The sequence below is a fragment of the Halomonas jincaotanensis genome, assembly GCF_018448785.1.
In the GTDB taxonomy this organism is placed as follows: domain Bacteria; phylum Pseudomonadota; class Gammaproteobacteria; order Pseudomonadales; family Halomonadaceae; genus Halomonas; species Halomonas jincaotanensis.
In genome coordinates this window covers 38,159-63,138 of sequence record NZ_JAHCLU010000002.1, presented here as the reverse complement: position 1 = coordinate 63,138, position 24,980 = coordinate 38,159, and the positions used below count along the sequence as shown (strand labels likewise).

Here is a 24,980-nt window from a genome sequence, read left to right as displayed (position 1 = left end):
CTTGGTATGGTTAGTGTTGTGGGTGTTCCTTTTATATAGCTGGCATTCCTCCATGGCCTCCGACGAAGCACTACCTGCGCCGCCTCTGGGTTATCCGCCCCTGGCGACCGACGTGATGGTCCCAACGCTGGGCAACGATGATAGCGGGACGGCAATGATGACCGAGCCATCTGCCAGTGATCGACGGGTTCAGCAATTCACCGACAGCCCCTTCGTGCCACTTGTTGAAGCGCCAACACCCGAGCATGAAGCCATTAACCCACCCTCAGATGTCACTGGCGTTACGCCGCCCCCCGACCCGGGGCCGACCGTGGTCGAGGCACCGCCTGAACCCATCGAGCCGCCCCCTCTCACTACGCTGGAAGTGACGCTCGATTGGTATCCAGGCCCACAGCACGCCGCCCTGTTCGTGGCCCAGGCACGTGGCCTGTATGAGCAACGCGGATTGTCCGTGATCGTGTCGACCCCTGCCGATCCTGACGTCCCGCTGAAACTGCTGGCCGCTGGGCGCGTTGAGCTGGCGCTGAGCCACCAGCCGCTGCTTCACCATGAGGTCGATCGAGGCTTACCATTGATCAGAGTCGCTACCCTGATCGGCACACCGCTTGCCGGCCTGGTGCTGCGTGAGGACCTCGACATTGACTCCCCTGCGGAACTGGCTGGGCTACGGATCGGTTATGCGACCCAGGATGGTCTGGGGATACTGCTGTCGAGCCTGCTGCGCCAATACGACATCCGACGCGACGAATTGAAGGTGCAAGGTGTCGACTTCGAACTCGATGACGTCATGAGCGCCCGCGAAGTGGACGGTGTGATCGGCTCCATGCGTCACTTGCTGCCCCGACAGTTGGCCGATGAAGGCATGGCGACCCGGGTGCTACGGGTCGAGGATCACGGCGTGCCCTTGCATGACGGCCTGATCCTCGTCGCCAACCGCGATCGACTCGGCAAGAACCGCGCGGCTATCCGCCTGTTGGTGGAGGCGCTGGAAGAGGCCACGGCATGGATCATCGAATATCCTGATGACGCCTGGGAGTTGCTGGCTGGTGTCGAGCCGGGCCTTGACTCTCCCAGCAGCCGCGCCGCCTGGTCGGATACCTTGGCGCGTTTCAGCGCGCGACCCGCCGCCCTCGATCACGGCCGCTACGCGCGCTTTGAGGCCTTCCTACACAAAAACGCCATGGTCGATACCTTGACCCCTGTAGAGCGGCTCGCCGTCGATCTTGGAGCGCCCTGACGTGTCCATTGCTTACCCGCTGGTCTTCCTGGATCTGGAGACGACCGGTACCCGCACCACGCGTGACCGCATTACCGAGATTGCGGCACTGCGTGTCGAGCAGGGTCGTATCGTGGGTCGCTGGGCCCAGCTGATTCAGCCAGGCATGCGTATTCCTGCGCAAATTGTGTCGCTGACGGGTATCGACGACGCCATGGTGGCCGAGGCACCCTCCTTTGCCGCCATTGCCCCGTCATTTCAAGAGTGGCTGGGAGACGCCTGCCTTGTCGCGCATAACGCACGCTTCGACTACGGCTTTCTGCGCAACGAATTCCAGCGCGCCGGCATCGACTTTCGCGCCCGGGTGATCTGTACCCTGCGCCTCTCCCGCCGTCTGAACCCTGACCAGGCTCACCATAATCTCGACGCGCTGCTGGAACGGCATGAGCTCAGCAACCAAGCCCGGCACCGTGCTGAGGGTGACGCACGAGCACTGTTCGCACTTTGGCAACGCTGGGGGACCCACTATCCTGTTGACCGTATAGAGGCAGAAGTCTCTCGGCAATTCAGCCAGCCGAGCCTGCCTGCCCACCTGGATCCCGGGCTGATCCAGTCCATCCCAGGCAAGCCAGGCGTCTATCTGTTCTACGGCGAGAATGATCTGCCCCTGTATATCGGCAAGAGCGTCAACCTGCGCGCCCGCGTCATGAGCCATTTTCAGAGTGACTATCGGCATGATCGCGAGATGCGACTCGTCCGCCGGATCCAGCGCATCGATTGGCGAGAAACCGTAGGCGATCTTGAGGCCCAGTTGCTGGAAGCCCGCCTAGTCAAGGAGTTGCTACCAACCATGAACCGGCAACTACGGCGACGCGGTGAGCTAATGGGCTGGCGCTGGCCCGAAGGTGATTTGTCGCCCACCCTGGTCAGCGGCGGTGCCATGACCGGCCCACAAGCCAGTGAGTTGTTCGGACTGTTCCGCAGTCGCAAGGAGGCCCGCCGCGCCCTCGAGCAGATAGCGGCCGATCAGGGCTTGTGCCGGCGGGTGTTGGGCATTGAAGCAGGGCGAGGTCGATGTTTCGCCAGCCAACTGGGCAAGTGCCAAGGTGCCTGTCACGGAGCCGAGAGTCTCGATGAACACGAACGCAGGGCAAGAGACGCCCTCGCGCGCCTTCAGGTCAAGAGTTGGCCGTGGGAGGGGCGTGTAGCCATCGGCGAAACGAACGACGACGGCCATGAACGATGGCATCTCGTCGCCCACTGGTCATATCTGGGCAGTGTGAGCTGTCTAGAAGAGGCATCGACACTCGATGGCACCGACAATCGATTCGATGTGGATACCTATCGCATTCTCAGGCGCTGTCTCGACGATCCCTATGCCAGCCGGCTAAGGATCGTGCCAGCCTAAACGCCTCGGGGGCCGAGTTCCGCCAGGAAATTATCGACCGCCTCCCGGAATGCCTCGGGTTGCTCGGCATGCAGCCAATGGCCGGCATCCAGTGTCTTGATCTGGGCTTTCGGCAATACCTCGCGAAGCGCAGGCAGCGCCGCGTCGGCAACGTAATGCGAGTGCGCACCACGTAGCACCAGCGTCGGCCCATGGTAGGGCGACCGACCCGCCGGCGCCCCCATGATCGCCTCATAATCTGCCTCGATTTCATCGAGACCGAGTCGCAAGGTTAGGCCGCCCTCCTCCGCGCGCTCAAGGTTAGTCGCCAGGAAGAGCCTGACAGGTCGTTCATCGACATGTTCGGCGAGCAGTTCATCGGCCTCGCGACGATTTGCGGGCTTTCCCTTGGCAACCCGGCGTAGCGCAGCAAATACCGTGTCGTGATCATGGCCATACGCCTGCGGGGCGATATCGGCCACGATCAGCGAGGCCACCCGCTGCGGATACTGCCGTGCGACACTGATCACCACTTTGCCGCCCATTGAGTGACCCAGCAGGTGAGCCTGTTCGATACCCAGACGATCGAGCAAGGCCACCACATCCTCCGCCTGCTCGGCGTAGCCCATTCCCGCCAGATGGGGGGAACGACCATGATTGCGCAGATCCACGGCAATCACCCGACGCACGTCTTGCCAGGCTTTGACATGCGAGCGCCAGTTGTCGGCGTTGCCGAACAGGCCGTGGATCACCACCAGCGGAATGCCTTTGCTGTTGTCGTCACCGTTATCAGCGTGGGTATCGACCTGGGTATCAACATAGTGGAGTGGCGTTGGCATCTCTCTCCTCGGCGGTTATGGGTTCAATGGCGCGCTGATAAGGCGGACGGCGGCAGATCCCGGCTTCCGGTTACCGCCACCAGTCGTTGGCTCAGCCAAGACAACAGCAAGCCATACAGTGGCAGAAAGAACAACAGGCTGATACCAAGCTTGATGACATAGTCGACCCAGGCAATTTCCAGCCAGTTAGCGGCCATGAAGGGGTCCGGGCTGTGAAGGAAAGCGATCGAGAAGAAGGCGAAGGTATCGATCAGGTTGCCCAGCACCGTGGAAACTGCCGGCGCCACCCACCAGGCACGCAGCCGGCGAAGCCGATCGAAGACGTTCACGTCGAGAAGTTGCCCGAGCAAATAGGCCATGAAACTCGCCACAGCAATGCGGGCAACGAACAGGTTTACTTCTCCTAGCGCCGCCCAGCCTGCAAAGCCCCCCTGGGGGAAGACCACCGAGATCACATAGGACATGACCAGCGCGGGCAACATGACACGCATCACAATCGCCTTGGCTGGCTCCTTGCCGAACAGGCGGACAGTCAGGTCAGTCGCCAGGAAGATAAACGGGAAGCTGAACGCGCCCCAAGTGGTATGAAAGCCCATTAGCGTGAAGGGCAACTGCACCAGATAATTGCTGGCTGCGATAACCAGAATATGAAAACCCACCAGTAACACAACACAGCGGCGGTACTGGTCAGGGGAAAGCGCAAACATGCCGTTGTCCTTTTTTGCCGAAGGGCGTTTTGCCGAAAGGCGTTTTGCCAAGAGGCTTGGAGAAGAGGGGTGAGGGAACCCTCTTGATCGAAATCGCTAGCGTCAAGACCGCTAGCATCGAGTGAATGGAGGGGCATTATACGGGGACGACTTCAAGCTGGCTATGACGACAATAGCAACAAGCGATACTTGCCCTGCTGCCACCTGGAGGCAGCAGCAGCGAACTAGCTAACTCCTCTGGCTATTTACACCTGTCGTGCCTCATGGGCCAAGCCCAGGGACCTCTCTATCATTGCCTCCCGTACATCGTGCAGACTAGATGGATCGTCGATCGTCGAAGGAATCCCGAACTCATTGCCGTCGGCGATGTTGCGGATCAGCTTGCGCAGAATCTTTCCGGAGCGTGTCTTGGGTAGTCTGTCGACCACCAGCACCTGTTTGAAACTGGCGACGGGGCCAATCCGGTTACGAACCAGGTCGATGAGTTCCTTTTCCAGCCGCAATTCATCGCCGTCGAAGCCATCCTTGGGGATCACCAGTCCGACCGGCACCTGCCCCTTGAGAGCATCGTGGATGCCGATAACGGCACACTCAGCCACCGCTGCGTGCGCCCCCACTACCTCTTCCATCTCACCGGTGGAAAGGCGATGCCCCGCCACGTTGATGACATCATCGGTACGCCCCATGATGAACAGATAGCCGTCCTCATCGACGTACCCCCCGTCGCCGGTGAGGTAATAGCCGGGAAAGGCTGCCATATAGGCGTTATGGAAGCGTTTTGGATCCCGCCAGATGCCGATTAGACATCCCGGTGGCATGGGCTGCTTTATGACCACACTGCCTTGGAGCATGGCGCCGACCTGCTGACCATCGCGGCCGAGTATCTGCACATTGAAGCCGGGTACCGGAACCGTGGCGCTGCCCGCCTTGGTAGGCATAGGTTCAAGGCCATGCAGGTTGGCAGCGATAGGCCAGCCAGTTTCGGTCTGCCACCAGTGATCGAGCACCGGCACCTCGAGCAAGTCGTCAAGCCAATGATAGGTGGGAGGGTCGAGCCGTTCGCCCGCCAGGAATAGGGCCTTGAGACTGCTGATGTCATATTGCGCAAGCAGTTTGCCATCCGGGTCCTGTTTCTTGATGGCGCGAAACGCCGTCGGCGCCGTGAAGAAACTCTTGACACGGTACGTCTCGATCAACCGCCAGAAGGCTCCGGCATCCGGAGTCATCACTGGTTTTCCTTCATAGACGACCGTGGTGCACCCTCGTAGCAAAGGAGCGTAGACAATATAGGAGTGACCAACGACCCAACCGACATCCGAGGCCGAGAAGAACACATCCCCGGGAGCAACGTCGTAAATGACGTCCATTGAGTAGTGCAATGCAACAGCATACCCGCCGGTATCGCGCACGACTCCCTTGGGCTTGCCGGTAGTCCCGGAGGTATAAAGCACATAGAGCGGATCACTGGCTTTCATTGCCACGCAATCGGCAGGCTTGGCCTCGCTCACCAAGGCAGACCAGTCGTGATCGTTAGCACTCAGTTCGGCGCGCTGTTGCTCACGCTGAAATATCACGCAGGCTTGGGGCTTGTAGGCGCTCTGCTCGATCGCCTTGTCGATGATCGGCTTGTAGGGCAGTATCCGGTCGACCTCGATGCCGCAGGAAGCCGCCACCACCACTTTGGGCTCGGCATCCTCGATACGCACCGCCAGCTCGTGAGGCGCAAACCCGCCGAACACGACAGAATGCACGGCGCCCAGACGCGCGCAAGCATACATGGCGACCAATGCCTCCGGCACCATCGGCATGTAGATGACCACGCGATCGCCCTTTTCCACCCCGAGCCCCTTGAGAGCCCCGGCGAACAGCGCCACATCGTCACGCATATCGCGGAACGATAGGGTGCGCTTGTTGCCGGTTACCGGTGAATCCCAGTAGATGGCAGGCTGGTCACCTCGGCCCTGTTCCACGTGGAAGTCCAGCGCGGCATGACAAATATTAAGCTCGCCATCGACAAACCAGCGGGCATGTCCAGTGTCGTCGTACTCGAGAATCGTCGTGGGGGCCTTGAACCAAGGGATACGGTTGGCTTGCTCGGCCCAGAAGACTTCTGGCTGTTCGATAGAGCGGTCGAAGTGGCTGCGATAGGAGTCCATGAGTGGCCTGCTTGTGGTCGTTAGCGTCGAAGATTGTCGACACTTTAGAGCAGAATTGACCGACTGCCACTCATACAATGGGCTAACGTTCGACAAAATCAGCATCCTCCTCGCCGTCATTGTCGACAAACAAACGGGGAGGGCCTGACTAAGTTCGTGCCGTGGAATCAGTCGAAAACATGACGTCTTCCGTTGCCTCGCTGGTCTATCATTGAGGGATAGTTAAAACAGGAAGATCTGCCGGGGGTTGGACCCTAGGCAGCCATTCGCTGGGGCCGCTATTTGGATCCGCGACTTACGCCAGCTCAGGGAGAGCACAATGAGCAATACCCGTAACGACACATCTCGGCTCCTCAAGAGAGGAGATTCGGTCATCAATCAGGCCACATCATTGTTGAAAGCCATGGCCAACGACAACCGCCTGAGAATCCTCTGCTTGCTCCAGGAACAGGAACTCTCTGTGACAGAACTCAATCAACGTCTGTCTCTCAGTCAGTCCGCGCTTTCCCAGCATCTGGCGATCCTGCGCCGCGAAGGGCTGGTCAGCACCCGTCGCGCCTCGCAGACCATCTACTACTCGTTGAGCGGCGATCATGCGCGTATTGTGATCGATGCATTGGGCAGCACCGAATTCGCCTCGAAAGACTGAATCATCTTGCTATCTAGCGCTTTTGCCAGCGTGTTGCGTCCAGCACTTCAAGACCACGTTCGAGGGTCCTTTCAACGCCTCGCGATATCGCCAGACCCAAGCGATCGCCCAACTTGCGCTTGGGCTGCAGCTTGAAACTGATCACCTTTTGATGCTCCATGCGCTCGACCAGATACGCCTCACTGGTCCCCAGCGCATCGATCAGGCCGATCTCGCAAGCTTGACTGCCGTACCATATTTCACCTGTCGCGACTGCATCGATATCAAGGACTGGGCGTCGCTCGGCAACATGGCGCTTGAATAGGTCATGAGTGGTTTGCATATCCTCGAGAAATTTATCCCGGCCTTCTTGGGTGTTCTCGCCAAACACCGTCAGGGTGCGCTTGTAACGGCCCGCGGTCAGCAACTCCACATCGATATCGTGACGCTTCAACAGACGGTGCACATTAGGTAGTTGTGCCACCACCCCGATGGAGCCGAGTACTGCAAAGGGGGCGGCACGTATTCGATCAGCAGCACACGCCATCAGGTAGCCTCCGCTAGCCGCCACCTTGTCGACACATACCGTCGTTGAAAGCTTGGCATGTCGCAGGCGATCCATCTCGGCAGCCGCTAACCCGTAGGCATGCACCAGGCCTCCGGCGGACTCCAGACGCAGCACTACCTCGTCGCCCTCCGCCGCAACGGCGATAACAGCGGAAATCTCCTCGGCGAGCCTGGCAGCACCACTGGCCTTGATATCGCCATGGAAATCCAACACCCAGACCGTAGAGCGAGCGTCTTCCTGCGTCTTGCGCTCGCGGTGGCCCCGCCTTTTGTCTTCTTTGCGAAAAGCTTTTAACAATCGCTTGCGAGCCCCCGGCTCGCTAACGGCCATGGTCATTCGCCGTTGGCGGTGCTTTCGCGTCTCGTTGAGCTCCTCGAGATGCAAACGGCTTTGCTCCGGACTGCTGTTTCTTGCTCGCATCACCACCGCGGCAATCAGTGCGATGATAAGGACCAAGCTCAGTAGCTGTGCCAGGAACATGCCAAAATCAGTCAACCACTCGTTCACATCAGACTCCTCGCCTATATTTTGCCTCGACCCAGGATGGAAACAGGCCACCCTAACCGCACATTCAAGCCTGCATTGAAGTCAACATGCGGCTTACATGACGGGAAAGCTCAAGGCCACCGGAAACGTCACGCTGGCCACCAAGTTGAGCAGCCTCTTCCCGACACGATAGATCGGTCGCCGCGGTATCAGTGTCCCGTCTTGACCTCTGCCAGATGTGTCTCTATTAACGCGCGGGAGATGGAATAGAGCGGCGGCAACTGAGGCAAGCTGCGCGGGCTGAACCAGGCCGCATCGCTGATTTCAACCCCATCGATACGGATACGCCGGCTCGCTGCCTCGGCAAAGAATCCCAACATCAGAGAATGGGGGAAGGGCCAGGCCTGGCTCTTGAAATAACGGACGTGACCCACGGCAATTCCCACTTCCTCGAAGACCTCCCGGCGCACCGCCTCCTCGGCGGCCTCCCCGGGTTCGATAAATCCTGCCAGCGTCGAGTAGCGCCCGACGGGGAAACGCGGACTACGACCCAGCAGGATTGATTCACCGTGGGTGACCAGAGTGATGATACAGGGCGAGATGCGGGGGTAGTTGCGATGCCCACAAGCATGACAGTGCATCGCGAATTCGGCATCAAGACGCGAGGCCTGGGCACCACAACGCCCACAGAAATGGTGATTGCGCAGCCAGGCCCCCACCTCAAGTGCCGTCGATAGCAGGCCAAATCGGGACTCTGGGAGGCGACTCAACCAGCTGCGTCCATCGGGCCAGTCGTCGCCGGCACTCGCTTCCACGCTGAGCGCCACCGGTTCATCGTTCCAATAGCACAGCGGCTGCATCGCCGAGGTCCAGTGACAAACGGGCTGCAGAAAATCGCCGTTCTCAGACGGCGCAATGCGCCCTTCGGACAAGCGAATCACGTGTCCTGCATCGGCATTGACCGGCAACTCGCGACGCAGCATCAGTTCGCCTCCCCATCTCCGGCCAGGCGATCCCAGTGACATTCCCCTGCCGCCGCTCGAATACCAGCAAGCTTGGCACGGTGTGCGGACAGCTCAGCGTCGTCGGGGGAGGTGATTCTCAGGCGACCCGGCTCAAGCGCGATGCGGCGAATCGATAGCCCATCCTGAGCCCCCGTCTGCCCCTCGCGGGTAGTGGAAGCATCGAGAGATAGCGCGGTCTGCCCCCCCGTCATGGCCAGATAGACATCGGCGAGAATCTCGGCATCGAGCAGCGCGCCGTGCAGTACCCGGTGGCCATTGTCGATCTCGTAACGCTTGCAGAGAGCATCCAGGCTGTTGCGCTGGCCGGGATGCTTGTCGCGGGCTAACTGAAGCGTATCGAGGATTCGGCAATGCTCGGCGACCGGAGCGAATCGCGATTCACCGAGGTACCGATTGAACAGACGGAACTCGTGGTCCATGAAACCGACATCGAAGGGCGCGTTGTGAATCACCAACTCGGCGCCCTCGATAAACGCCCAGAATTCATCCGCGATATCTCCGAATCGTGGCTTGTTGGCGACATCCTCGTTGGTGATGCCGTGTATCGCCACGGCCTCGGGATCGATCTCGCGTTCCGGGTTGATATATTGATGGTAGGTTTTGCCGGTAAGGCGGCGGTTGAGCATCTCGACCGCGCCGATCTCGACCATGCGATGGCCATCACGGGGGTCAATGCCGGTGGTTTCGGTGTCCAATATAATTTGACGCATGGTGGTCTCGTCGGCTGGCAGAATGGTGGGCGGTAAGATGTAGAGCGGGAAATGAGTCTACGTCACGATTCAGGCCGGGGCCCGATTGGCATCGATGGCGGCATTGGCAAGTGCATCGGCCCGTTCGTTGCCGGGATGGCCGTTATGACCCTTTACCCAGTGCCAGTCGATGCGATGACGATGGGTCTCTTCCAGAAGCTCCCGCCATAGCTCGGCGTTCTTGACCGGCTGGCGAGCGGCGGTTTTCCAGCCACGCTTGATCCAACTGTGGATCCACTCGGTAATGCCCTTGCGCAGATACTCGGAGTCCGTCCACAACTCGACGTGGCAGGGGCGCTTCAGCTCGCGCAGCGACATGATGGCGGCCATCAGCTCCATGCGATTGTTCGTCGTCACCGCCTCGAAGCCATTGAGGGGTTTTTCATGGCGCCCGCTGACCATCAATGCGCCCCACCCGCCCGGCCCGGGGTTACCGCGACAAGCGCCATCGGTATAGATCGTCACCCGGGGCAGGTCTGTAGCCTTTCGTGTATCAGTCACCCTCGGTCGTCCTTTCCAGTTCGTGCTCGGAGCGAGCCTGCCCGAGTCTCGCCGCACCTCCTAACGATGAGGTACCCAAAGGCCGGGCGAAGGGAAGAGAAGCCCCTTGCGGCCGAACAATCTGCGACTTGCGACGCGCATGAATCATGTAGCTGTCGCCCAATGGAAGATTGTGGCGACGACCCAGAGTTTCCAGCATGGCATTGCACGGCAGACTGCCGGGCAGATGAAAGCCACAATAGTCTACTCGCTCGATTTCAAAATCGACAAACGCCAACCAATCGCCAAGACGACCCGGCGTACGCCAGTGGCCCCGCCACGGCAGCCGGCGGCGGCGTCTCGGTAGAGCCCGGCTCAGGCCACCGGGACCCAAGGGTGCCCAGCCGAAAATGATCAATCGACCTTCGGCGGCGGTCACGCGGGCCGCTTCCTGCAGAGCATGGTGTGGATGGGGCACCACCTCGAGAAGATGGTGTATCACCACCAGACTGAGGCACTCGTCCGGTAACGGCAAGGCATCAGGCTGACAGACCAGCGTCGAGGCGTCGTCGGCAAGTTCACGGGTGGGTGCCCAGCGCATAGGGTGACGCACCGGACACATATCGGCCATCGTAACGCCCATACCGAGTTCCAGGCTGTGGGCACCGAAGACCCCCTCGCAGACCGGTCCCAGGCAGGCCCGTTCAGCCTGGCGGACAGCCTGTCCTGACTGACTCGCCCAATACATACGCCCCTCGCGCACGAGCCTTGCTAGTTCTAGCGTGGACGACGTAGTTGACATGTCGAGCGCTACCCTATAACGTAAGAGGATTTTGAAATTTTTCCGATTAACCGCAAGGTTAGGTCACGATGCGCGTTAGCCACGACCCAGGTGCCACCTGTTATTTCTTCGCTAGCGAGCATTTTCCCGCGGCGGGGAGGCTGAGCGGATACCATTCCCCGAACTGGATACCCTGCATATGTTGAGCGTGACACCGATTCCCGCGCTTGGCGACAACTATATATGGTTGCTCCGCCAAGATGCCAATGCCGATGTCTGCGTGGTTGATCCTGGTGATGCCGGACCGGTTATCCGGCTTCTCGAGCGAGAGAATCTTACGTTATCCACGGTGTTGATCACCCATCACCATCAAGATCATACCGGCGGTCTGGCGGAACTGATCGAGCGTTATTCACCCCATGTAATCGGCCCCGACAATCCTGATATCGCGGGTATCGACCAATCGGTTCGGGAGGGGGATGAGTTCCGTGTCATGGGGCGGCTGTTCGAAGTCCATGAAGTGCCCGGTCATACCCTCGACCATATCGCTTTCTTCACCGCCGGCATCCCCCCCTTGCTGTTCTGTGGTGACACCATCTTCAGCGGAGGCTGCGGTCGTCTCTTTGAAGGGACGCCCGCGCAAATGCACGACTCGATCAACAAGCTCTCGTTGCTGCCGGATGACACCATGGTGTTCGCCGCTCATGAATATACGCTTGCCAATTTGCGGTTTGCCCTGGCAGCAGACCCGGGGAATGCCGATGTGGCCAGCGCCCTCGAAGAATGTCAGCGAGCACGTGAGCTCGACCGCCCGACGCTACCCAGCACGCTGGGTCGTGAAAAGCGCATAAACCCATTCCTGCGCTGTAATGATCACCATGTTCGCCAGGCTGTCTCATCGCAGGGCAACACCGATACCAGCGAGGCGACCTTTGCCACACTGCGCGCATGGAAAGACAATTTCTGAACATTACCCGATGGGCACAAGCCCTGGAGCGTTGCCAGCCGGCTATGCTCCCTTGTGCTTGCGACCAGAGGCTATTGCTCGATGACCTATTACAACACACGTCGACGGATGATGGGGTTCGCCAGCGTCGCCGCAATGATCGGCTCGCTGTTGACCTTCACGCATGGTCAAGCATCTACCAGCCTGCCCCCCGGCGGTGGTAACGCCATCCCCCAGGATGACACCGCACCTTTTGTGGGCGGCCATTTCTGGGGAGCCCTGGCGCTGGAACCGAAAGATGCCTGGAGTCATTTACGTGCGAATTTCCAGTGGCAAGACCAGCCGCACAACGAGCGTGTCAAACACTGGATAACCCATTACCAGGCCAACCCCCAGAACGTTGCCAAGATCTCCGAGCGAGCGCGCCCCTGGCTTGCCTGGATCACAGAGCAGGTTGAAGAGCGTGGCCTACCTGGCGAAATCGCGCTGGTTCCTTTCATCGAGAGCTCCTTCGATCCGCGAGCGCGCAGCCATCGCGGTGCTGCTGGTCTCTGGCAATTCATGCCAGGGACCGCGGATGCCTTGGGCCTGCGCCGCAACGGTGCCTATGACGGGCGACTCGACGTCGTCACCTCGACCCGGGCCGCGCTGGATTATATCGAGCTTCAGGCCGATCAATGGTATGACGGCAACATCCAGCTCTCGCTGGCCGCTTACAATGCCGGCGCCGGCACCGTCAACCGCGCAAGGAATATATCATTGTCCCGCGGCGAAGCTGGCGACTACTGGAGCCTGCAGCTACCCAACGAAACCATGCACTACCTGCCCAAGCTCAAGGCCATCGCGGCCATCATCGATGCCCCCGACGACTATCAGGTGACGCTTCCTGAGATAGACGCAAACCCGGGATTCGCCAGTATTCCGCTGACACGGCCATTGGGTCTTGCCGAGGCGGCTCGCCTTACCGGGGTATCGCTCGATACCATGGCCGATCTCAACCCGGGCCTGATTGGCGGCAACGCGCATCCCAACCACACCAGAGTCCTGCTGGTGCCCAACGGCCGGAAGGAGAGGCTGCTCAGCCAATTGGAAAACCGTCGGTCTCCCCCGAGCAACACGGCAAGCGAGGGTTCCTATGTCGTCCAGAACGGCGACTCGCTTTCGCTCATCGCCTCAAGGCAAGGAGTGAGCGTGGAAGAGCTTCGTCGCCACAACGGCCTGGACAGTAACCTTATACAGTCGGGACAAGTGCTCGATATCCCTCAACGAAGCCTTGCATCGCGTTAAATCGATCCTATTGTTGACAAGGACGTTGCAGGCCAAGGTTTACAAGCACACGGCGTCCTGACACCTTATGGCGATAACGAATCCCGGATCGACCGGGAGTAGATTCGATCAAGGAAGTCAGTGATGCCGTTCATCCCGCGTTGTTGCTTGTCGAGTGCCCTGCTTGTCACGGCGCTGATTTCGTCCGCCTGGGCCGCCGACCCTTCCGATGTCCCCACCGTGCATGGCTTGGCCCTTTACGGCGAGCCGGGCCTGGACGAAGGCTTCGAGCATTTTCCTCACGCCGATCCTCAAGCGCCCAAGGGCGGCACGCTCACACGGTCCTCCATCGGCAGCTTCGACTCCACCAATCCCTTCATCATTCGCGGCACCCCCGCCACCGACCTGACCGAAATTTACGATACGCTGCTCACCCAGAATCCGGATGAGCCTTTCTCCATGTACGGCCAACTCGCCCAGGGCATTCGCCTCGACCCGGACCGGCAATGGATCGAATTCGACCTCCATCCTGAGGCGCGTTTCCACGATGGCGAACCGGTCACCGCGGACGACGTGGTCTTCAGTTTTACGACACTGACCGAGCAGGGCCAGCCCTTTTATAGCGCCTACTATAACGACGTCATCGAGGTTCGCGCCGTCAATGAGCAAACCGTCCACTTCGATCTTGCCGAGAGCGAATCGCGTGAGCTGCCACTGATCATCGGCCAGTTGCCGATCCTGCCGGCTCACTTCTGGGAAGAGCGCGATTTCGAAGCGACAACGCGTGATGCCCTGCTCGGTTCGGGCCCCTATCGCATTGCCGAGGTCGACCCGGGCCGCCGCATCGTTTACCAGCGCGTCAAGGATTACTGGGGCCGGGACCTGCCGGTAAATCGTGGCCGTCATAACATCGACCGGTTAGTTTACGATTATTACCGCGATCAGACCGTCGCGCTCGAGGCATTCAAGGCCGGCAACCTGGATATGCGTATCGAGTCCAGCGCCCGCAACTGGGCGACGGCCTACGATTTTCCCGCCTTGGAAGAAGGGCTCGGGAAGCGTCTGGAAATTCCCGATGGCCAGCCCGCGGGCATGCAGGCCTATGTGATAAACCTGCGACGCGAGACCTTTCAGGATGTGCGGGTACGCGAAGCCTTGAACCTGGCTTTCGATTTCGACTGGCTCAACCGCAACCTCTTCTATGGCGCCTACGAGCGCACCGAAAGCTACTTCGCCAATTCCGAAATGGCCGCCGAGGGACTGCCAAGCGAAGCGGAACTGGCGCTTCTTGAGCCTCACCGCGACAGCCTGCCCGAGCGAGTCTTTGAACAACCGCTACCCATCGAGCATCCCGAGGAAATGCGCCCTCGTCTGGGTCGGGCCCTGGAGCTGCTGCGTGAAGCCGGCTACGAGACTCGTGACGGCAAGCTGGTCGATGGGCAAAGTGGCGAGCCTCTGCAACTGGAAGTGCTGCTCTTCGACACCCAGTTCGAGCGCGTGGTCCAGCCACTTCTACGTAATCTATCGCGTCTGGGTATCGAGGGCAGGATCCGTGTCGTCGATGTCAACCAGTATCTTAACCGATTGCGCCGCTTCGACTTCGATATCATCGTCGGCAGCTTCCCCCAGTCAGCGAATCCGGGCAACGAGCAGCGCGATTTTTGGACTAGCCCCTATGCCGATGTGCCCCAGAGCCGCAACCTTATTGGCCTGGCCGACCCGGCGATCGATGCCTTGGTGGATAAGCTGATTGCCGCCGATTCCCGAGACGCTCTCGATACGGCAGCGCAAGCCTTGGACCGGGTGCTGCGCTGGGGCTTCTACGTTATTCCCCAATGGCATCTAGGCCAGACCCGAATCGCCATCTGGGATAAGTTCGGTTGGCGCGAGCCCTTCCCCGAGTACACCCTGGACCTGGCCGCCTGGTGGGTAGACCCTGAGCGGGGAGCCACCATTGAGGCCCGGCAGCGCAACCGCTGAGCCGTATTTGCTCCTGGGCTAAGCCAAGAGAGCCGAGCCAGCCAGGGGCATCCACTATCACCTTTATAGCCTCCAAGGAGACGCCGTGGCCGCCTATGTCGTGCGCCGCCTGCTGCTGATGATTCCCACCCTGCTGGGGATCCTGCTGCTCAATTTCATCATTGTGCAAGCGGCACCGGGCGGGCCTATCGACCAGATGCTGGCTCGCTTCGAGGGTTTCTCGAGTCAGGCCAGCACCCGAATGGAGGGTGGCGGTGGCGATGCGGCGGCAAGTGGCGATTCACGTGGCGCCCGTGGCGTTCCCGAGCACCTCATCGTCGAGCTCGAGCAACAGTTCGGCTTCGACAAGCCGCCTCACGAACGCTTCCTGGGCATGCTGGCAGACTATGCCACCTTCGATTTCGGTGAGAGTTTCTTTCGCGATGAGAAGGTCATCACCCTGATGCTGGACCGCCTGCCCGTATCCATCTCTCTCGGACTTTGGACCACCCTCGTGGTCTATCTCGTATCGATACCGCTGGGCATTCGCAAGGCGCTTCACCATGGGTCACGTTTCGATGTCTGGTCATCGGGGCTGGTGATCGTCGGCTATGCTATCCCGGGGTTTCTGTTTGCTATCCTGTTGATTGTCCTGTTCGCCGGCGGAAGTTACTGGGATGTCTTCCCGCTGCGAGGGCTTACCTCGCCGGACTTCGACGAGCTTTCCGCCTGGGGGAAGGTCAAGGACTATCTCTGGCACATCACGCTGCCGGTGATCGCCTCGGCGATCGGCAGCTTCGCCACCCTGACCATGCTGACCAAGAACAGCTTTCTGGATGAAATCCACAAGCAATACGTGCTGACTGCCAGGGCCAAGGGAGCAAGCGACAGCCGGGTGCTTTACGGTCATGTGTTCCGCAACGCCATGCTGATTATCATCGCCGGGCTTCCCGCCGCGCTGGTGGGCATTTTCTTCACCGGTTCGTTATTGATCGAGGTCATCTTCTCGCTGAACGGCCTCGGCTTGCTAGGCTTCGAGGCGGTGATGCAGCGCGACTATCCCGTCATTTTCGGCACCCTCTACCTCTACACCCTGATCGGGCTCGTGTTGAAACTGATCTCGGATCTAACGTATGTGTGGGTGGATCCGCGAATCGATTTCGAAACCCGAGAGTCTTGAGCCCATGTCCCTGTTGTCGCCCACGCTCTCCCCCATTACCCGCCGCCGACTGGCAGTATTTCGTGCGAACCGGCGTGCCCGGCTGTCGCTGTGGTTGTTCGCTGCGCTGTTTCTCCTTAGCCTTGTCGCCGAGCTTATCGCTAACGATCGGCCTATCGTCATGCAATACCAGGGCGACTGGTACCTGCCACTGCTGGTGGACTATCCAGATACCGAGTTCGGCGGCTTCCTGCCGAGTGCCGCCGACTATCGCGACCCCTATGTCCGCGATGAGATCGAGGCCAATGGCTGGATGCTGTGGCCTCCCATTCCCTTCTCCTATGAAACCCTCGACATGGAGCTCGATCATCCGGCCCCCTCGCCGCCGGGTTTTCGCCACTGGTTGGGCACCGATGACCAGGGCCGCGATGTACTCGCCAGGGTGATCTATGGCTTTCGTCTTTCGGTAGTGTTTGCGTTGATCCTCACTGCCGGCTCTCTGGTACTCGGCGTGCTCGCCGGCGGGATTCAAGGTTACTTCGGCGGCAAGGTGGACCTGATCGGGCAGCGCTTCACCGAAATCTGGTCGGGACTGCCCATGCTGTTCCTGCTGATCATCCTGGCGAGCCTGGTGGAGCCCAATCTCTGGTGGCTACTGGGTATCATGCTGCTCTTCTCCTGGCTTGGCATCGTCGATGTGGTGCGCGCCGAGTTCCTGCGCGCCCGCAATCTCGAATATGTCCGCGCCGCCAAAGCCATGGGCCTGCCCTCGCGGCTGATCATGTGGCGTCACGTGCTGCCCAACGCCATGGTCGCGACCCTGACCTTTATTCCCTTTCTGTTCACCGGGGCGATCACTACGCTGACGGCCCTCGACTTCCTGGGCTTTGGATTGCCGCCGGGGTCGCCCTCGCTGGGGGAACTGGTAGCTCAAGGCAAGAACAACCTGCAGGCTCCCTGGCTGGGCATCACCGCCTTCATTACGCTGTCGGTGATGCTCTCGCTGCTGGTGTTCATCGGCGAAGGGCTGCGTGACGCCTTCGACCCACGCCATATTCAGTACTCCGCCAGCCCCGACCCCACCGCCGGGGCGACAAGGAAACCTCGCGATGCCTGCTGAGCCACTGCTACGCCTCGATGACCTGTCCATCGCTTTCGACGGTATCAATGTCGTTGACAAGCTGTCGCTTACCGTTGGACGCGGCGAGACGCTGGCATTGGTGGGCGAGTCGGGTTCCGGCAAGTCGGTGTCTGCGCTCGGGGCGATGAATCTACTGCCCTCCAACGCCCGGGTCACCGGCGAGCGCCGGTTAGGCGATACTGATCTTACGACGCTGTCGGCGCGAGGTTGGCGTGGCCTGCGCGGGGGGCAGGTCGGCTTCATCTTCCAGGAACCGATGACCTCGCTAAACCCGCTGCAAACCATCGACAAGCAGATTGGCGAAACCTTGCGCCTGCATCAGGGGCTCTCGGGCAAGGCAGCCCGGCGACGCAGCCGCGAATTGCTCGAACAGGTCAAGCTGCCACGCGCCGAGGAATTGCTTGATGTCTGGCCGCACCAGCTTTCCGGGGGACAACGGCAGCGCGTAATGATTGCTATGGCCATCGCCAACGAGCCGGAACTCTTGATTGCCGATGAGCCGACCACCGCCCTGGATGTGACCGTACAGCAGGAAATCCTGGCTCTGCTCGCTGAGCTACGCGACCATCACGGCATGGGAATGCTGTTCATTACCCATGATCTTAACCTGGTGCGTCGCCATGCCGACCGTGTCTGCGTGCTCTTCCAGGGGCGTGAACAGGAAACCGGCGAGGTCGGCGAGGTATTTCGTCAGCCGCGCAGTACCTACACTCGACTGCTGATCGATGCCGAACCCGAGGGCCGACCGGTTGCGATTCCCGGCGTGTCGCCATTGCTACAGGCTCGCCAACTCGGTGTCAGTTTTCAGCGGCCTAAAAGGCTTTTCAGCCGCCGCCCGGCGCCCTTTGAAGCGGTTTGCCCATTGGATCTGACGCTGTCGCCCGGTGAAACCCTGGGCATCGTTGGCGAGTCCGGCTCCGGCAAGACCACACTGGCATTGGCATTGCTGCGTCTGACCGAGTCAACGGGCGGGATCGAGTTCGAAGGCTCAAGGCTCGACCAACTGACCGGCAAGCCGCTGCGCCAGCTTCGCCGCCGATTTCAAGTGGTTTTTCAGGATCCCTATGGCTCCTTGTCACCCCGCCTGCCGGTATCGCAGATCATCAGCGAGGGCCTGCGCTTTCATTTTCCCGAGCTGAAGGAAGCCGACGTCATCCGCCGGGTCCAGGACACGCTCCGTGAAGTCGGCCTGCCGGAAAACTGCGCCTCGCGCTACCCCCATGAGTTCTCTGGTGGGCAGCGTCAGCGCATTGCCGTCGCGCGGGCTATCATTCTCGAGCCGGAACTGCTCGTGCTGGACGAACCCACCTCGGCGCTGGATCGTACCGTGCAGAAACAATTGATCGAACTGTTGCGTGATCTTCAGGCTCGTCGGGGAATGAGCTATCTATTCATCAGTCATGATCTGGCGGTGATCCATGCGATGGCGCATCGTGTGATGGTGTTGAAGGAAGGAAAAGTCGTCGAGCAGGGTGAATGTCTGGCTGTGCTCGAGCGCCCAACTACCGACTATACTCGCGCTCTCGTTAAGGCGGCTGGACTCTCCCTCAGCACACGAACTGCTGTTTAACCTATTCTTTAAATTGTTCAATAAGTTTCACTTTTTGATATTTAATGAAAGATAACGGTATAATTTTACTTGATGGCCAGTAGTTCCCTATATCGAATAAGGGGACAGAGTTTTAGGTTTGCCTTATAATAATACCAGCGATCTGCAAGCCGGTCATGGCTCATCATGCGTTCATCCCTCCCCCCGCTATTGTGGGCCTTGGTATTCTGCCTTTCGATAAGCGTGCCGTTGCAGGCAGGCGCCACTACCACCGACCTCGAAAGCGGCTGGCAATATCGTTGGGGAGATTCCCCCCTCGACGAGAATGGCACCCTTGTCTGGACCCAGGAAGCTGTCGATGAGGCATGGCAACCCATCGGCTTTCCTTCCAACCCGCCGGGTCGTGACGAACGTCAAAATGCCTGGTTTCGCATCACCCTGCCGGAGGGCGACTGGCGTGATCCGGTGGTGTATATCTTCAGCGTCGACTTGATCGTGCAGGTCTATCTGGAATCGGACCTGATCTACCAGTACGGCGCCTTCGACCAGGACGGCCGGGGACGTTTCGAAGGCTGGCCTTGGCACCTGATCGAGCTACCCGAAGACTTCGGCAACAGTACATTGTATTTTCGGGTTTTTTCCGATTACACCGATATCGGCCTGTGGGGCGAGGTCAAGCTCATGGAGCGCCCCGAGCTGTTCGTCTATATCCTCGAGCGATCCGCCAAAGCCCTGGCGATCAGTGGTTTTTCCTTGCTGATCGCCTTGCTCACCTTCTTTTTTGCCCTGCTCCAGACCAACCGGCGCAGCTTCGCTGCCATCGGCCTGTTTTCCCTGGCTTCGGGATTGATGATCCTGGCCGAATCGCAGGCCAGCCAGCTGCTTTTCGAAGCGCCCCTTTTCTGGGACACACTCGCCGCCGGCAGCTACTTCCTGCTGCCAGTCGCACTGGCACTGCTGCTGGAACATTGGCTGGAGGGGCGGTATTCGTGGGTCATGCGGCGACTCTGGCAGGGTCACCTGCTTTATGCGGTTCTTGCACTGGGGCTATCGCTGTCGGGTGTCGTGGATCTGTCGACCACTTACCCACCCTTCGATGCCCTTCTGGTAGTCAGCCTGATTATCATGCTCGGCCCAGTGTTGGTCTTGTTTCGTCACCTTTCACTCGAACAGAAGGCAATTATCACAGCCAGCGGTTTCTTTAGCCTGCTGCTGATCGCCGACATGGCCGTCGCTCATGGCCTGCTCTCCTGGCGCCGGATTCCCGTAAGCCTTGGCGCGCTGGGGTTTTCCCTCACCATGGTGATAATTTCACTCGCTGACTATGCAAGAACGCAACGTGAAATCCAGCGCCTGAATCGCGAGCTCAAGCAGGAAGTAGCTGCCAGAACCCAGGAACTGGAAACACTGGTGGACACCCTTAGGGACTACTCGTATCAGGATCCGCTCACCGGTTTGAAGAACCGACGTCACTTCGAGGAATTGCTGGTTCACGAGTCGGCCTCGGCGCGCCGTGAACGCACACCACTCGCCCTCGTCATGCTCGATATTGACCATTTCAAGCAGTTCAACGATCGCCATGGCCACGAGACCGGCGATGCAGTATTGGCCTCAGTGGGCGCCTTGCTACGCGAGCATTTTCGCGATGCGGATGTTGTCTGCCGCCTGGGCGGCGAGGAATTCGTCGTGGTACTCCCGGGCGCTACGGCACAACGCGCAGAGGCACGCGTGCAGGCGCTGCTGTTTGCCATCCGTGGCAGGCGCTTCCGACACCTCGACACACCACTGGACGAGGTCACATTGTCCTGCGGCATCGCGGCCTATCCGCAGCACACCCGTGACCCTAGCGAATTGGTCACGCTCGCCGACCAGGCCCTGTACCGGGCCAAGCACGCCGGCCGCGATCGCAGCGAAACCTATGTCGCCTCTGTTGCTGGGTAAAATGCTAGCTGAACGCGGCGATCTCCGATGCGTCAAGTTCGCGCCATTCGCCCGGTGCCAATGATGCGTCGAGCGAAAGTGGCCCTATCGTCTCCCGATGCAGAGCCATTACGTGATGGCCGACAGCCGCGAACATACGCTTCACCTGATGATATTTGCCTTCGTAGAGGGTCAGTTGCGCTTCGGTATCGGTATGCATGACAAGCTCGGCCGGGCGCATTGGCATCTCCTCGCTTTCAAGCTCAATGCCCTGAGCAAACCGCTCGACGGTCTGCTCCAGGGCCTCACCTGTCAGCGCTTCGGCCAGGCTCGCCTGGTAGACCTTGCCAAAACGCCGTTTCGGTGATGACACCCGATGCGACCACTGGCCGTCATCGGTCAACAGCAACAATCCGGTGGTATCGACGTCCAGCCGGCCTACTGGCTGGAGACGCTCCACCTTGGGCAGGTCAATAAGATCCACCACTCGCGGATAAAGCCCTCGACGTGCCGTGCATTCGACCCCCGACGGCTTGTTGAGCATCACATAACGCAGCCCCACCAGCGACAATCGCTCCCCATTCCAGGTCACCACATGCTCGGTATCGACCTGGGTCGCTGGGTTCTTGACGATTTCGTGGTTCACGCAAACCTCACCACGGTGCATGGCCTTCTTGGCCAGACTGCGCGTCAATTCAGTGGTCTCAGCGAGAAAACGATCCAGGCGCATCAGTACCCCACACCGTCGGCGAGGCCAAAATGATCGGCATCCCGCCAAGCCGGGAATTTCTCGCGGAAGGCGTCCAGCGCATCCCGGGAAAGCCGACCGGTACGAACGAAGGGTTGGTCGGGCGGCTCATCGAGCATTGCCTCGCCCTTGAAGTCCACCAGCATCGAGTCGCCGGCATAGGCGAGTCCCTTGGCGTCTTCCCCGACACGGTTGACGCCGATCACCGGGCACAGGTTCTCGATCGCGCGAGCCTGTAGCAAGATACGCCAGGGATGGCGACGCGGCGCCGGCCAGTTGGCCACACACAGCAGCAGGTCGTATTCGAAATGCTCATCCGGGCCGGGCTGCTGGCGTAGCCATACCGGGAAGCGCAGGTCATAACAGACACTGAGCAGGATTCGGAAGCCCTTGAGCTCGACGATCACTCGCTCGTGACCCATGCCGTAACGCTCATGTTCGCCCGCCATGCGAAAGAGGTGCCGCTTGTCGTAGGTCGCGCGGCTGCCGTCGGGCCGTGCCCAGACCAGTCGATTATAATAGTTGCCATCCTCGACTACCGCCACGCTGCCGGTGACGACACAGCCACGCTGACGCGCCTGGGCCTGCAGCCATGCCACCGCGGTGCTCGTCTCCATGGGTTCGGCCATCTCTTGGGAATTCATGGTGAAGCCGGTGGCGAACATCTCCGGCAACACGATCAGGTCGGTGTCGCTGGCACCCAAGTCTCCCAATGTGTCTTCCAGCATCCGACAGTTGGCGTCGGGGTCTTCCCAGCGCAGGTCACACTGCACCAAGGTGGTTCTCAGCTCACTCATCGAAGAGCTCCTATCGGCATAACAGGTCGCGGAGTATGGAGTATGGGGGTATGTCTTATGGTATGCAGGGATCAACATCCAGCGTAACCGACCCGGGCGCATCGCGCAGCCCTCTCGTCGGCTCGTCCGGACTTTCAAGTAGAAGCCTTCCTATGAGGCCATTCATCCAGGTAAGGGCATCGTGTGGTAGATTACCCTTTTCGCTGATGGACACGGCATGTCTGCTCCCTCTACTAACATTCCCGAAGCCGGCAAGGGCGTCGCTTTCGGGCTCATTGCCTACGTCATGTGGGGCTGCTTTCCGCTGTTCTTTGCCCTCTTCGATGCCGTGCCCGCCTACGAGATACTCATTCATCGTGTGACCTGGTCGTGCTTGTTCCTGGTGGGCCTGGTCACGCTGATGGGACGCTGGAAGCCGATTCGGGTAGCGCTACGGGAACCTCGCCGACTGGGACGCGTGCTTGGCTGTGCCGTTCTGATCGCCATCAACTGGGGGCTCTACATTTATTCGGTGGAGACGCGACAAGTCCTGCAAGCGAGCCTCGGTTACTTCCTGACACCGCTGGTCAACGTGGCACTGGGTATGTTGATTCTGCGCGAAAGGATGCATCGACTTCAGGCCGTAGCGGTTGCCTTGGCCACCCTGGCCATCGCCCTGCAGTTGCTCATGCTGGGCAAAATCCCCTGGATTAGCCTAACGCTAGCCTTGTCATTCGGCACCTACGGGCTGCTGCGCAAGCAAGTCCCGCTCGACGGACTTTCGGGTTTGTTCGTTGAAACCCTGTTGTTGCTGCCACTCGCGCTCATGGCCCTGACATGGCTTTCACAGGCCGAGCTTTCGCACTTCTTCGCCGACTCACGCACCACGATGCTGTTGATCGCCAGCGGCGTGATTACCGCACTGCCGCTGCTCGCCTTCGCCGGTGCCGCCAGGCGTCTGCGTCTTGCCACCCTGGGTTTTCTGATGTACCTGAACCCAACCATTCAGTTCTTCATCGCTCTACTGGTGTTCAATGAGCCGCTATCGTCCGTGCAACTTGGCACCTTCCTGCTGATCTGGGTGGGTCTGGCACTCTACTCCTGGTCGGCCTGGAGCGAGCGAGCGCGTACGCTCCAGGCACCCGCGGGGGCATCACCTCAGCAACAGCAGCGTCGCTAAGCGGTCGCCTCTCGTTGTGAGGCGCCCGGCACACCTTCAAGCCTGGCTGGCGGCGATCGCCTGCTCCAGGTCGGCAATGATGTCGTCGACGTGCTCGATGCCGATGGAGAGGCGCACCATGTCGGCGGTGACGCCGGCGGCCTTGAGCTCATCATCGTTGAGTTGGCGGTGCGTGGTCGCAGCGGGAATCGACGAGCACGTCTTGGCATCACCGATGTTGACCAGCCGCAGGATCATGCCCAGCGCGTCGTAGAACCGCGCCCCGGCCTCGCGCCCACCCTTGATACCGAAACTGAGAATGCCCGATGCATGCCCACCCATGTAGCGCTGGGCCAGTTCTTGATCCTTGTGGCCGGGCAGACCGGCGTACTGGACCCAAGTCACCTGCGGATGGCCTTCCAGATACTCGGCAACGGATCGAGCGTTTTTGCAAATACACTCGATACGTAGCGCCAGCGTCTCCAGACCCTGCAGCAGGTTCCACGCCGCTTGAGCAGAGAGTGCCGCCCCCATGTTGCGCAGCGGCACTACCCGGGCCCTGCCGATGAAGGCAGCCTCGCCCAGGTCACGGGTATAGCAGACGCCGTGATAGGAGGCGTCAGGCTCGTTGAGCAGCGGGAAACGATCGGCATGGTCGGCCCAGGGAAACTTGCCGGAATCGACGATGACCCCGCCCATGGTAGTGCCGTGGCCACCGATGTACTTGGTAGCGGAGTGAATGACGATATCGGCACCGTGCTCGATCGGCCGCCACAAGAAAGGCGTAGGCACCGTGTTGTCGACGATCACCGGTACCCCATGTCGATGTGCAGCCTCGGTCAGTCTCTGCATGTCGACCACGCTGCCCGACGGGTTCCCGACACTCTCACAGAACACCGCCTTGGTACGCGCGTCGATCAGCGACTCGATACCGTCGATATCATCCTTGTCGGCGAAGCGTACCTTAATGCCCTGGCGCGGAAAAGTATGGGCAAAGAGGTTATAGGTGCCGCCGTACAATTCGCTGATCGAGACGATATTGTCGCCAGCCTCGGCGATGGTCTGAATGGTGTAGGTGATCGCGGCCATTCCCGAGGCGACTGCCAGTCCGGCGATACCTCCCTCCAATGCCGCAATCCGCTGCTCCAGTACGGCACAGGTGGGGTTCATGATGCGCGAATAGATGTTGCCCTCGACCTTGAGGTCGAAGAGGTCAGCCGCATGCTGGGCGCTGTCGAAAGCGAACGACGTGGTTTGATGAATGGGTATCGCCACGGCATGCTGGTCGTCGGGAACATAGCCGTGGTGCAAGGCGATGGTTTCGGGTTTCATGGC

The 24,980-nt window shown here is 60.0% G+C and carries 22 protein-coding genes and 1 pseudogene; 12 read left to right on the top strand and 11 right to left on the bottom strand.

The genetic code is table 11. The annotated features are described in order from the left end of the window. The first annotated feature begins 52 nt into the window (after window positions 1-52). Together KG088_RS02705 and KG088_RS02700 are read left to right on the top strand one after the other, a co-directional pair. Window positions 53-1,237, top strand: coding sequence for an ABC transporter substrate-binding protein (locus tag KG088_RS02705; RefSeq protein ID WP_213823955.1), 1,185 nt, complete (start codon window positions 53-55; stop codon window positions 1,235-1,237). Between the two features lies 1 nt (window position 1,238). Beyond that, window positions 1,239-2,624 (top strand): 3'-5' exonuclease family protein, encoded by a 1,386-nt coding sequence (locus tag KG088_RS02700; protein WP_319941373.1) that lies wholly within the window; start codon window positions 1,239-1,241, stop codon window positions 2,622-2,624. Here the strand turns inward: KG088_RS02700 and KG088_RS02695 are convergent. The 3 genes from KG088_RS02695 to KG088_RS02685 form a co-directional block, all read right to left on the bottom strand. Beyond that, a complete protein-coding gene (locus tag KG088_RS02695) occupies window positions 2,621-3,442 on the bottom strand; it encodes an alpha/beta fold hydrolase (RefSeq protein ID WP_213823954.1) in 822 nt (273 codons plus the stop codon). The genes KG088_RS02700 and KG088_RS02695 overlap by 4 nt on opposite strands. Window positions 3,443-3,465: 23 nt before the next feature. After that, entirely contained in the window at window positions 3,466-4,149 is a 684-nt protein-coding gene (locus tag KG088_RS02690; RefSeq protein WP_213823953.1) for a 7-cyano-7-deazaguanine/7-aminomethyl-7-deazaguanine transporter, read from the bottom strand. 245 nt (window positions 4,150-4,394) lie between these two features. Beyond that, the gene (locus tag KG088_RS02685; protein ID WP_213823952.1) at window positions 4,395-6,410 is read right to left on the bottom strand and encodes a propionyl-CoA synthetase; all 2,016 of its coding nucleotides are present in this window, start codon (window positions 6,408-6,410) and stop codon (window positions 4,395-4,397) included. A 214-nt stretch (window positions 6,411-6,624) separates the two neighbouring features. Here KG088_RS02685 and KG088_RS02680 point away from each other — a divergent pair, with 214 nt between their 5' ends. Further along, the gene (locus KG088_RS02680; RefSeq protein ID WP_213823951.1) at window positions 6,625-6,954 is read left to right on the top strand and encodes an ArsR/SmtB family transcription factor; all 330 of its coding nucleotides are present in this window, start codon (window positions 6,625-6,627) and stop codon (window positions 6,952-6,954) included. Window positions 6,955-6,967: 13 nt separating this feature from the next. On the opposite strand, the gene sohB is transcribed toward KG088_RS02680, so the two are convergent. Continuing rightward, entirely contained in the window at window positions 6,968-8,008 is a 1,041-nt protein-coding gene (gene sohB, locus KG088_RS02675) for a protease SohB (protein ID WP_213823950.1), read from the bottom strand. Window positions 8,009-8,099: 91 nt separating this feature from the next. Here sohB and KG088_RS02670 point away from each other — a divergent pair. Beyond that, window positions 8,100-8,180 (top strand): annotated as a pseudogene (locus KG088_RS02670) (SCP2 sterol-binding domain-containing protein); the annotation flags it as partial. A 16-nt stretch (window positions 8,181-8,196) separates the two neighbouring features. Here KG088_RS02670 and nudC read toward each other — a convergent pair. From nudC to KG088_RS02650, 4 genes are all read right to left on the bottom strand, one after another. Next, window positions 8,197-8,970 (bottom strand): NAD(+) diphosphatase, encoded by a 774-nt coding sequence (gene nudC, locus KG088_RS02665; protein ID WP_213823949.1) that lies wholly within the window; start codon window positions 8,968-8,970, stop codon window positions 8,197-8,199. Further along, entirely contained in the window at window positions 8,970-9,722 is a 753-nt protein-coding gene (gene dnaQ / locus KG088_RS02660) for a DNA polymerase III subunit epsilon (protein WP_213823948.1), read from the bottom strand. Before dnaQ ends, nudC begins: the two co-directional genes overlap by 1 nt. A 69-nt stretch (window positions 9,723-9,791) precedes the next feature. Next, window positions 9,792-10,262, bottom strand: a complete 471-nt coding sequence (gene rnhA, locus KG088_RS02655) for a ribonuclease HI (protein ID WP_213823947.1) — start codon at window positions 10,260-10,262, stop codon at window positions 9,792-9,794. Further along, window positions 10,255-10,989: a class I SAM-dependent methyltransferase gene (locus KG088_RS02650; RefSeq protein WP_250148032.1), complete on the bottom strand. Its 735-nt coding sequence runs from the start codon at window positions 10,987-10,989 to the stop codon at window positions 10,255-10,257. Before KG088_RS02650 ends, rnhA begins: the two co-directional genes overlap by 8 nt. A 232-nt stretch (window positions 10,990-11,221) precedes the next feature. Between KG088_RS02650 and gloB the strand changes: the two genes are divergently transcribed. The 7 genes from gloB (at window position 11,222) to KG088_RS02615 (ending at window position 20,983) form a co-directional block, all read left to right on the top strand. Then, a complete protein-coding gene (gloB, locus tag KG088_RS02645; RefSeq protein WP_213823945.1) occupies window positions 11,222-11,989 on the top strand; it encodes a hydroxyacylglutathione hydrolase in 768 nt (255 codons plus the stop codon). A gap of 81 nt (window positions 11,990-12,070) precedes the next feature. Beyond that, window positions 12,071-13,255 (top strand): transglycosylase SLT domain-containing protein, encoded by a 1,185-nt coding sequence (locus KG088_RS02640; RefSeq protein WP_213823944.1) that lies wholly within the window; start codon window positions 12,071-12,073, stop codon window positions 13,253-13,255. A gap of 123 nt (window positions 13,256-13,378) precedes the next feature. Continuing rightward, on the top strand, window positions 13,379-15,214 hold the full coding sequence (locus KG088_RS02635) for an extracellular solute-binding protein (protein WP_213823943.1): 1,836 nt from the start codon (window positions 13,379-13,381) through the stop codon (window positions 15,212-15,214). Between the two features lie 85 nt (window positions 15,215-15,299). Next, window positions 15,300-16,373 carry a microcin C ABC transporter permease YejB gene (locus tag KG088_RS02630; RefSeq protein ID WP_213823942.1) on the top strand — a complete coding sequence of 358 codons (1,074 nt, stop codon included), beginning with the start codon at window positions 15,300-15,302 and terminating at the stop codon, window positions 16,371-16,373. Window positions 16,374-16,377: 4 nt separating this feature from the next. After that, on the top strand, window positions 16,378-17,472 hold the full coding sequence (locus KG088_RS02625) for an ABC transporter permease (protein ID WP_213823941.1): 1,095 nt from the start codon (window positions 16,378-16,380) through the stop codon (window positions 17,470-17,472). Beyond that, the gene (locus KG088_RS02620) at window positions 17,462-19,063 is read left to right on the top strand and encodes an ABC transporter ATP-binding protein (protein ID WP_213823940.1); all 1,602 of its coding nucleotides are present in this window, start codon (window positions 17,462-17,464) and stop codon (window positions 19,061-19,063) included. Before KG088_RS02625 ends, KG088_RS02620 begins: the two co-directional genes overlap by 11 nt. A gap of 165 nt (window positions 19,064-19,228) precedes the next feature. After that, window positions 19,229-20,983, top strand: coding sequence for a sensor domain-containing diguanylate cyclase (locus tag KG088_RS02615; protein ID WP_213823939.1), 1,755 nt, complete (start codon window positions 19,229-19,231; stop codon window positions 20,981-20,983). A 4-nt stretch (window positions 20,984-20,987) separates the two neighbouring features. Here the strand turns inward: KG088_RS02615 and KG088_RS02610 are convergent, their stop codons facing one another. Together KG088_RS02610 and KG088_RS02605 are read right to left on the bottom strand one after the other, a co-directional pair. Then, a complete protein-coding gene (locus KG088_RS02610; protein ID WP_213823938.1) occupies window positions 20,988-21,692 on the bottom strand; it encodes a pseudouridine synthase in 705 nt (234 codons plus the stop codon). Then, window positions 21,692-22,507 (bottom strand): amidohydrolase, encoded by an 816-nt coding sequence (locus tag KG088_RS02605; protein ID WP_213823937.1) that lies wholly within the window; start codon window positions 22,505-22,507, stop codon window positions 21,692-21,694. The genes KG088_RS02610 and KG088_RS02605 overlap by 1 nt, the downstream gene beginning before the upstream one ends. Window positions 22,508-22,724: 217 nt before the next feature. Here KG088_RS02605 and rarD point away from each other — a divergent pair, with 217 nt between their 5' ends. After that, complete coding sequence (rarD, locus tag KG088_RS02600; protein ID WP_213823936.1) at window positions 22,725-23,666, top strand: EamA family transporter RarD; 942 nt, start codon at window positions 22,725-22,727, stop codon at window positions 23,664-23,666. A gap of 36 nt (window positions 23,667-23,702) precedes the next feature. Here rarD and KG088_RS02595 read toward each other — a convergent pair whose 3' ends face one another. Next, complete coding sequence (locus KG088_RS02595; protein ID WP_213823935.1) at window positions 23,703-24,977, bottom strand: O-acetylhomoserine aminocarboxypropyltransferase/cysteine synthase family protein; 1,275 nt, start codon at window positions 24,975-24,977, stop codon at window positions 23,703-23,705. Window positions 24,978-24,980: the final 3 nt, after the last annotated feature.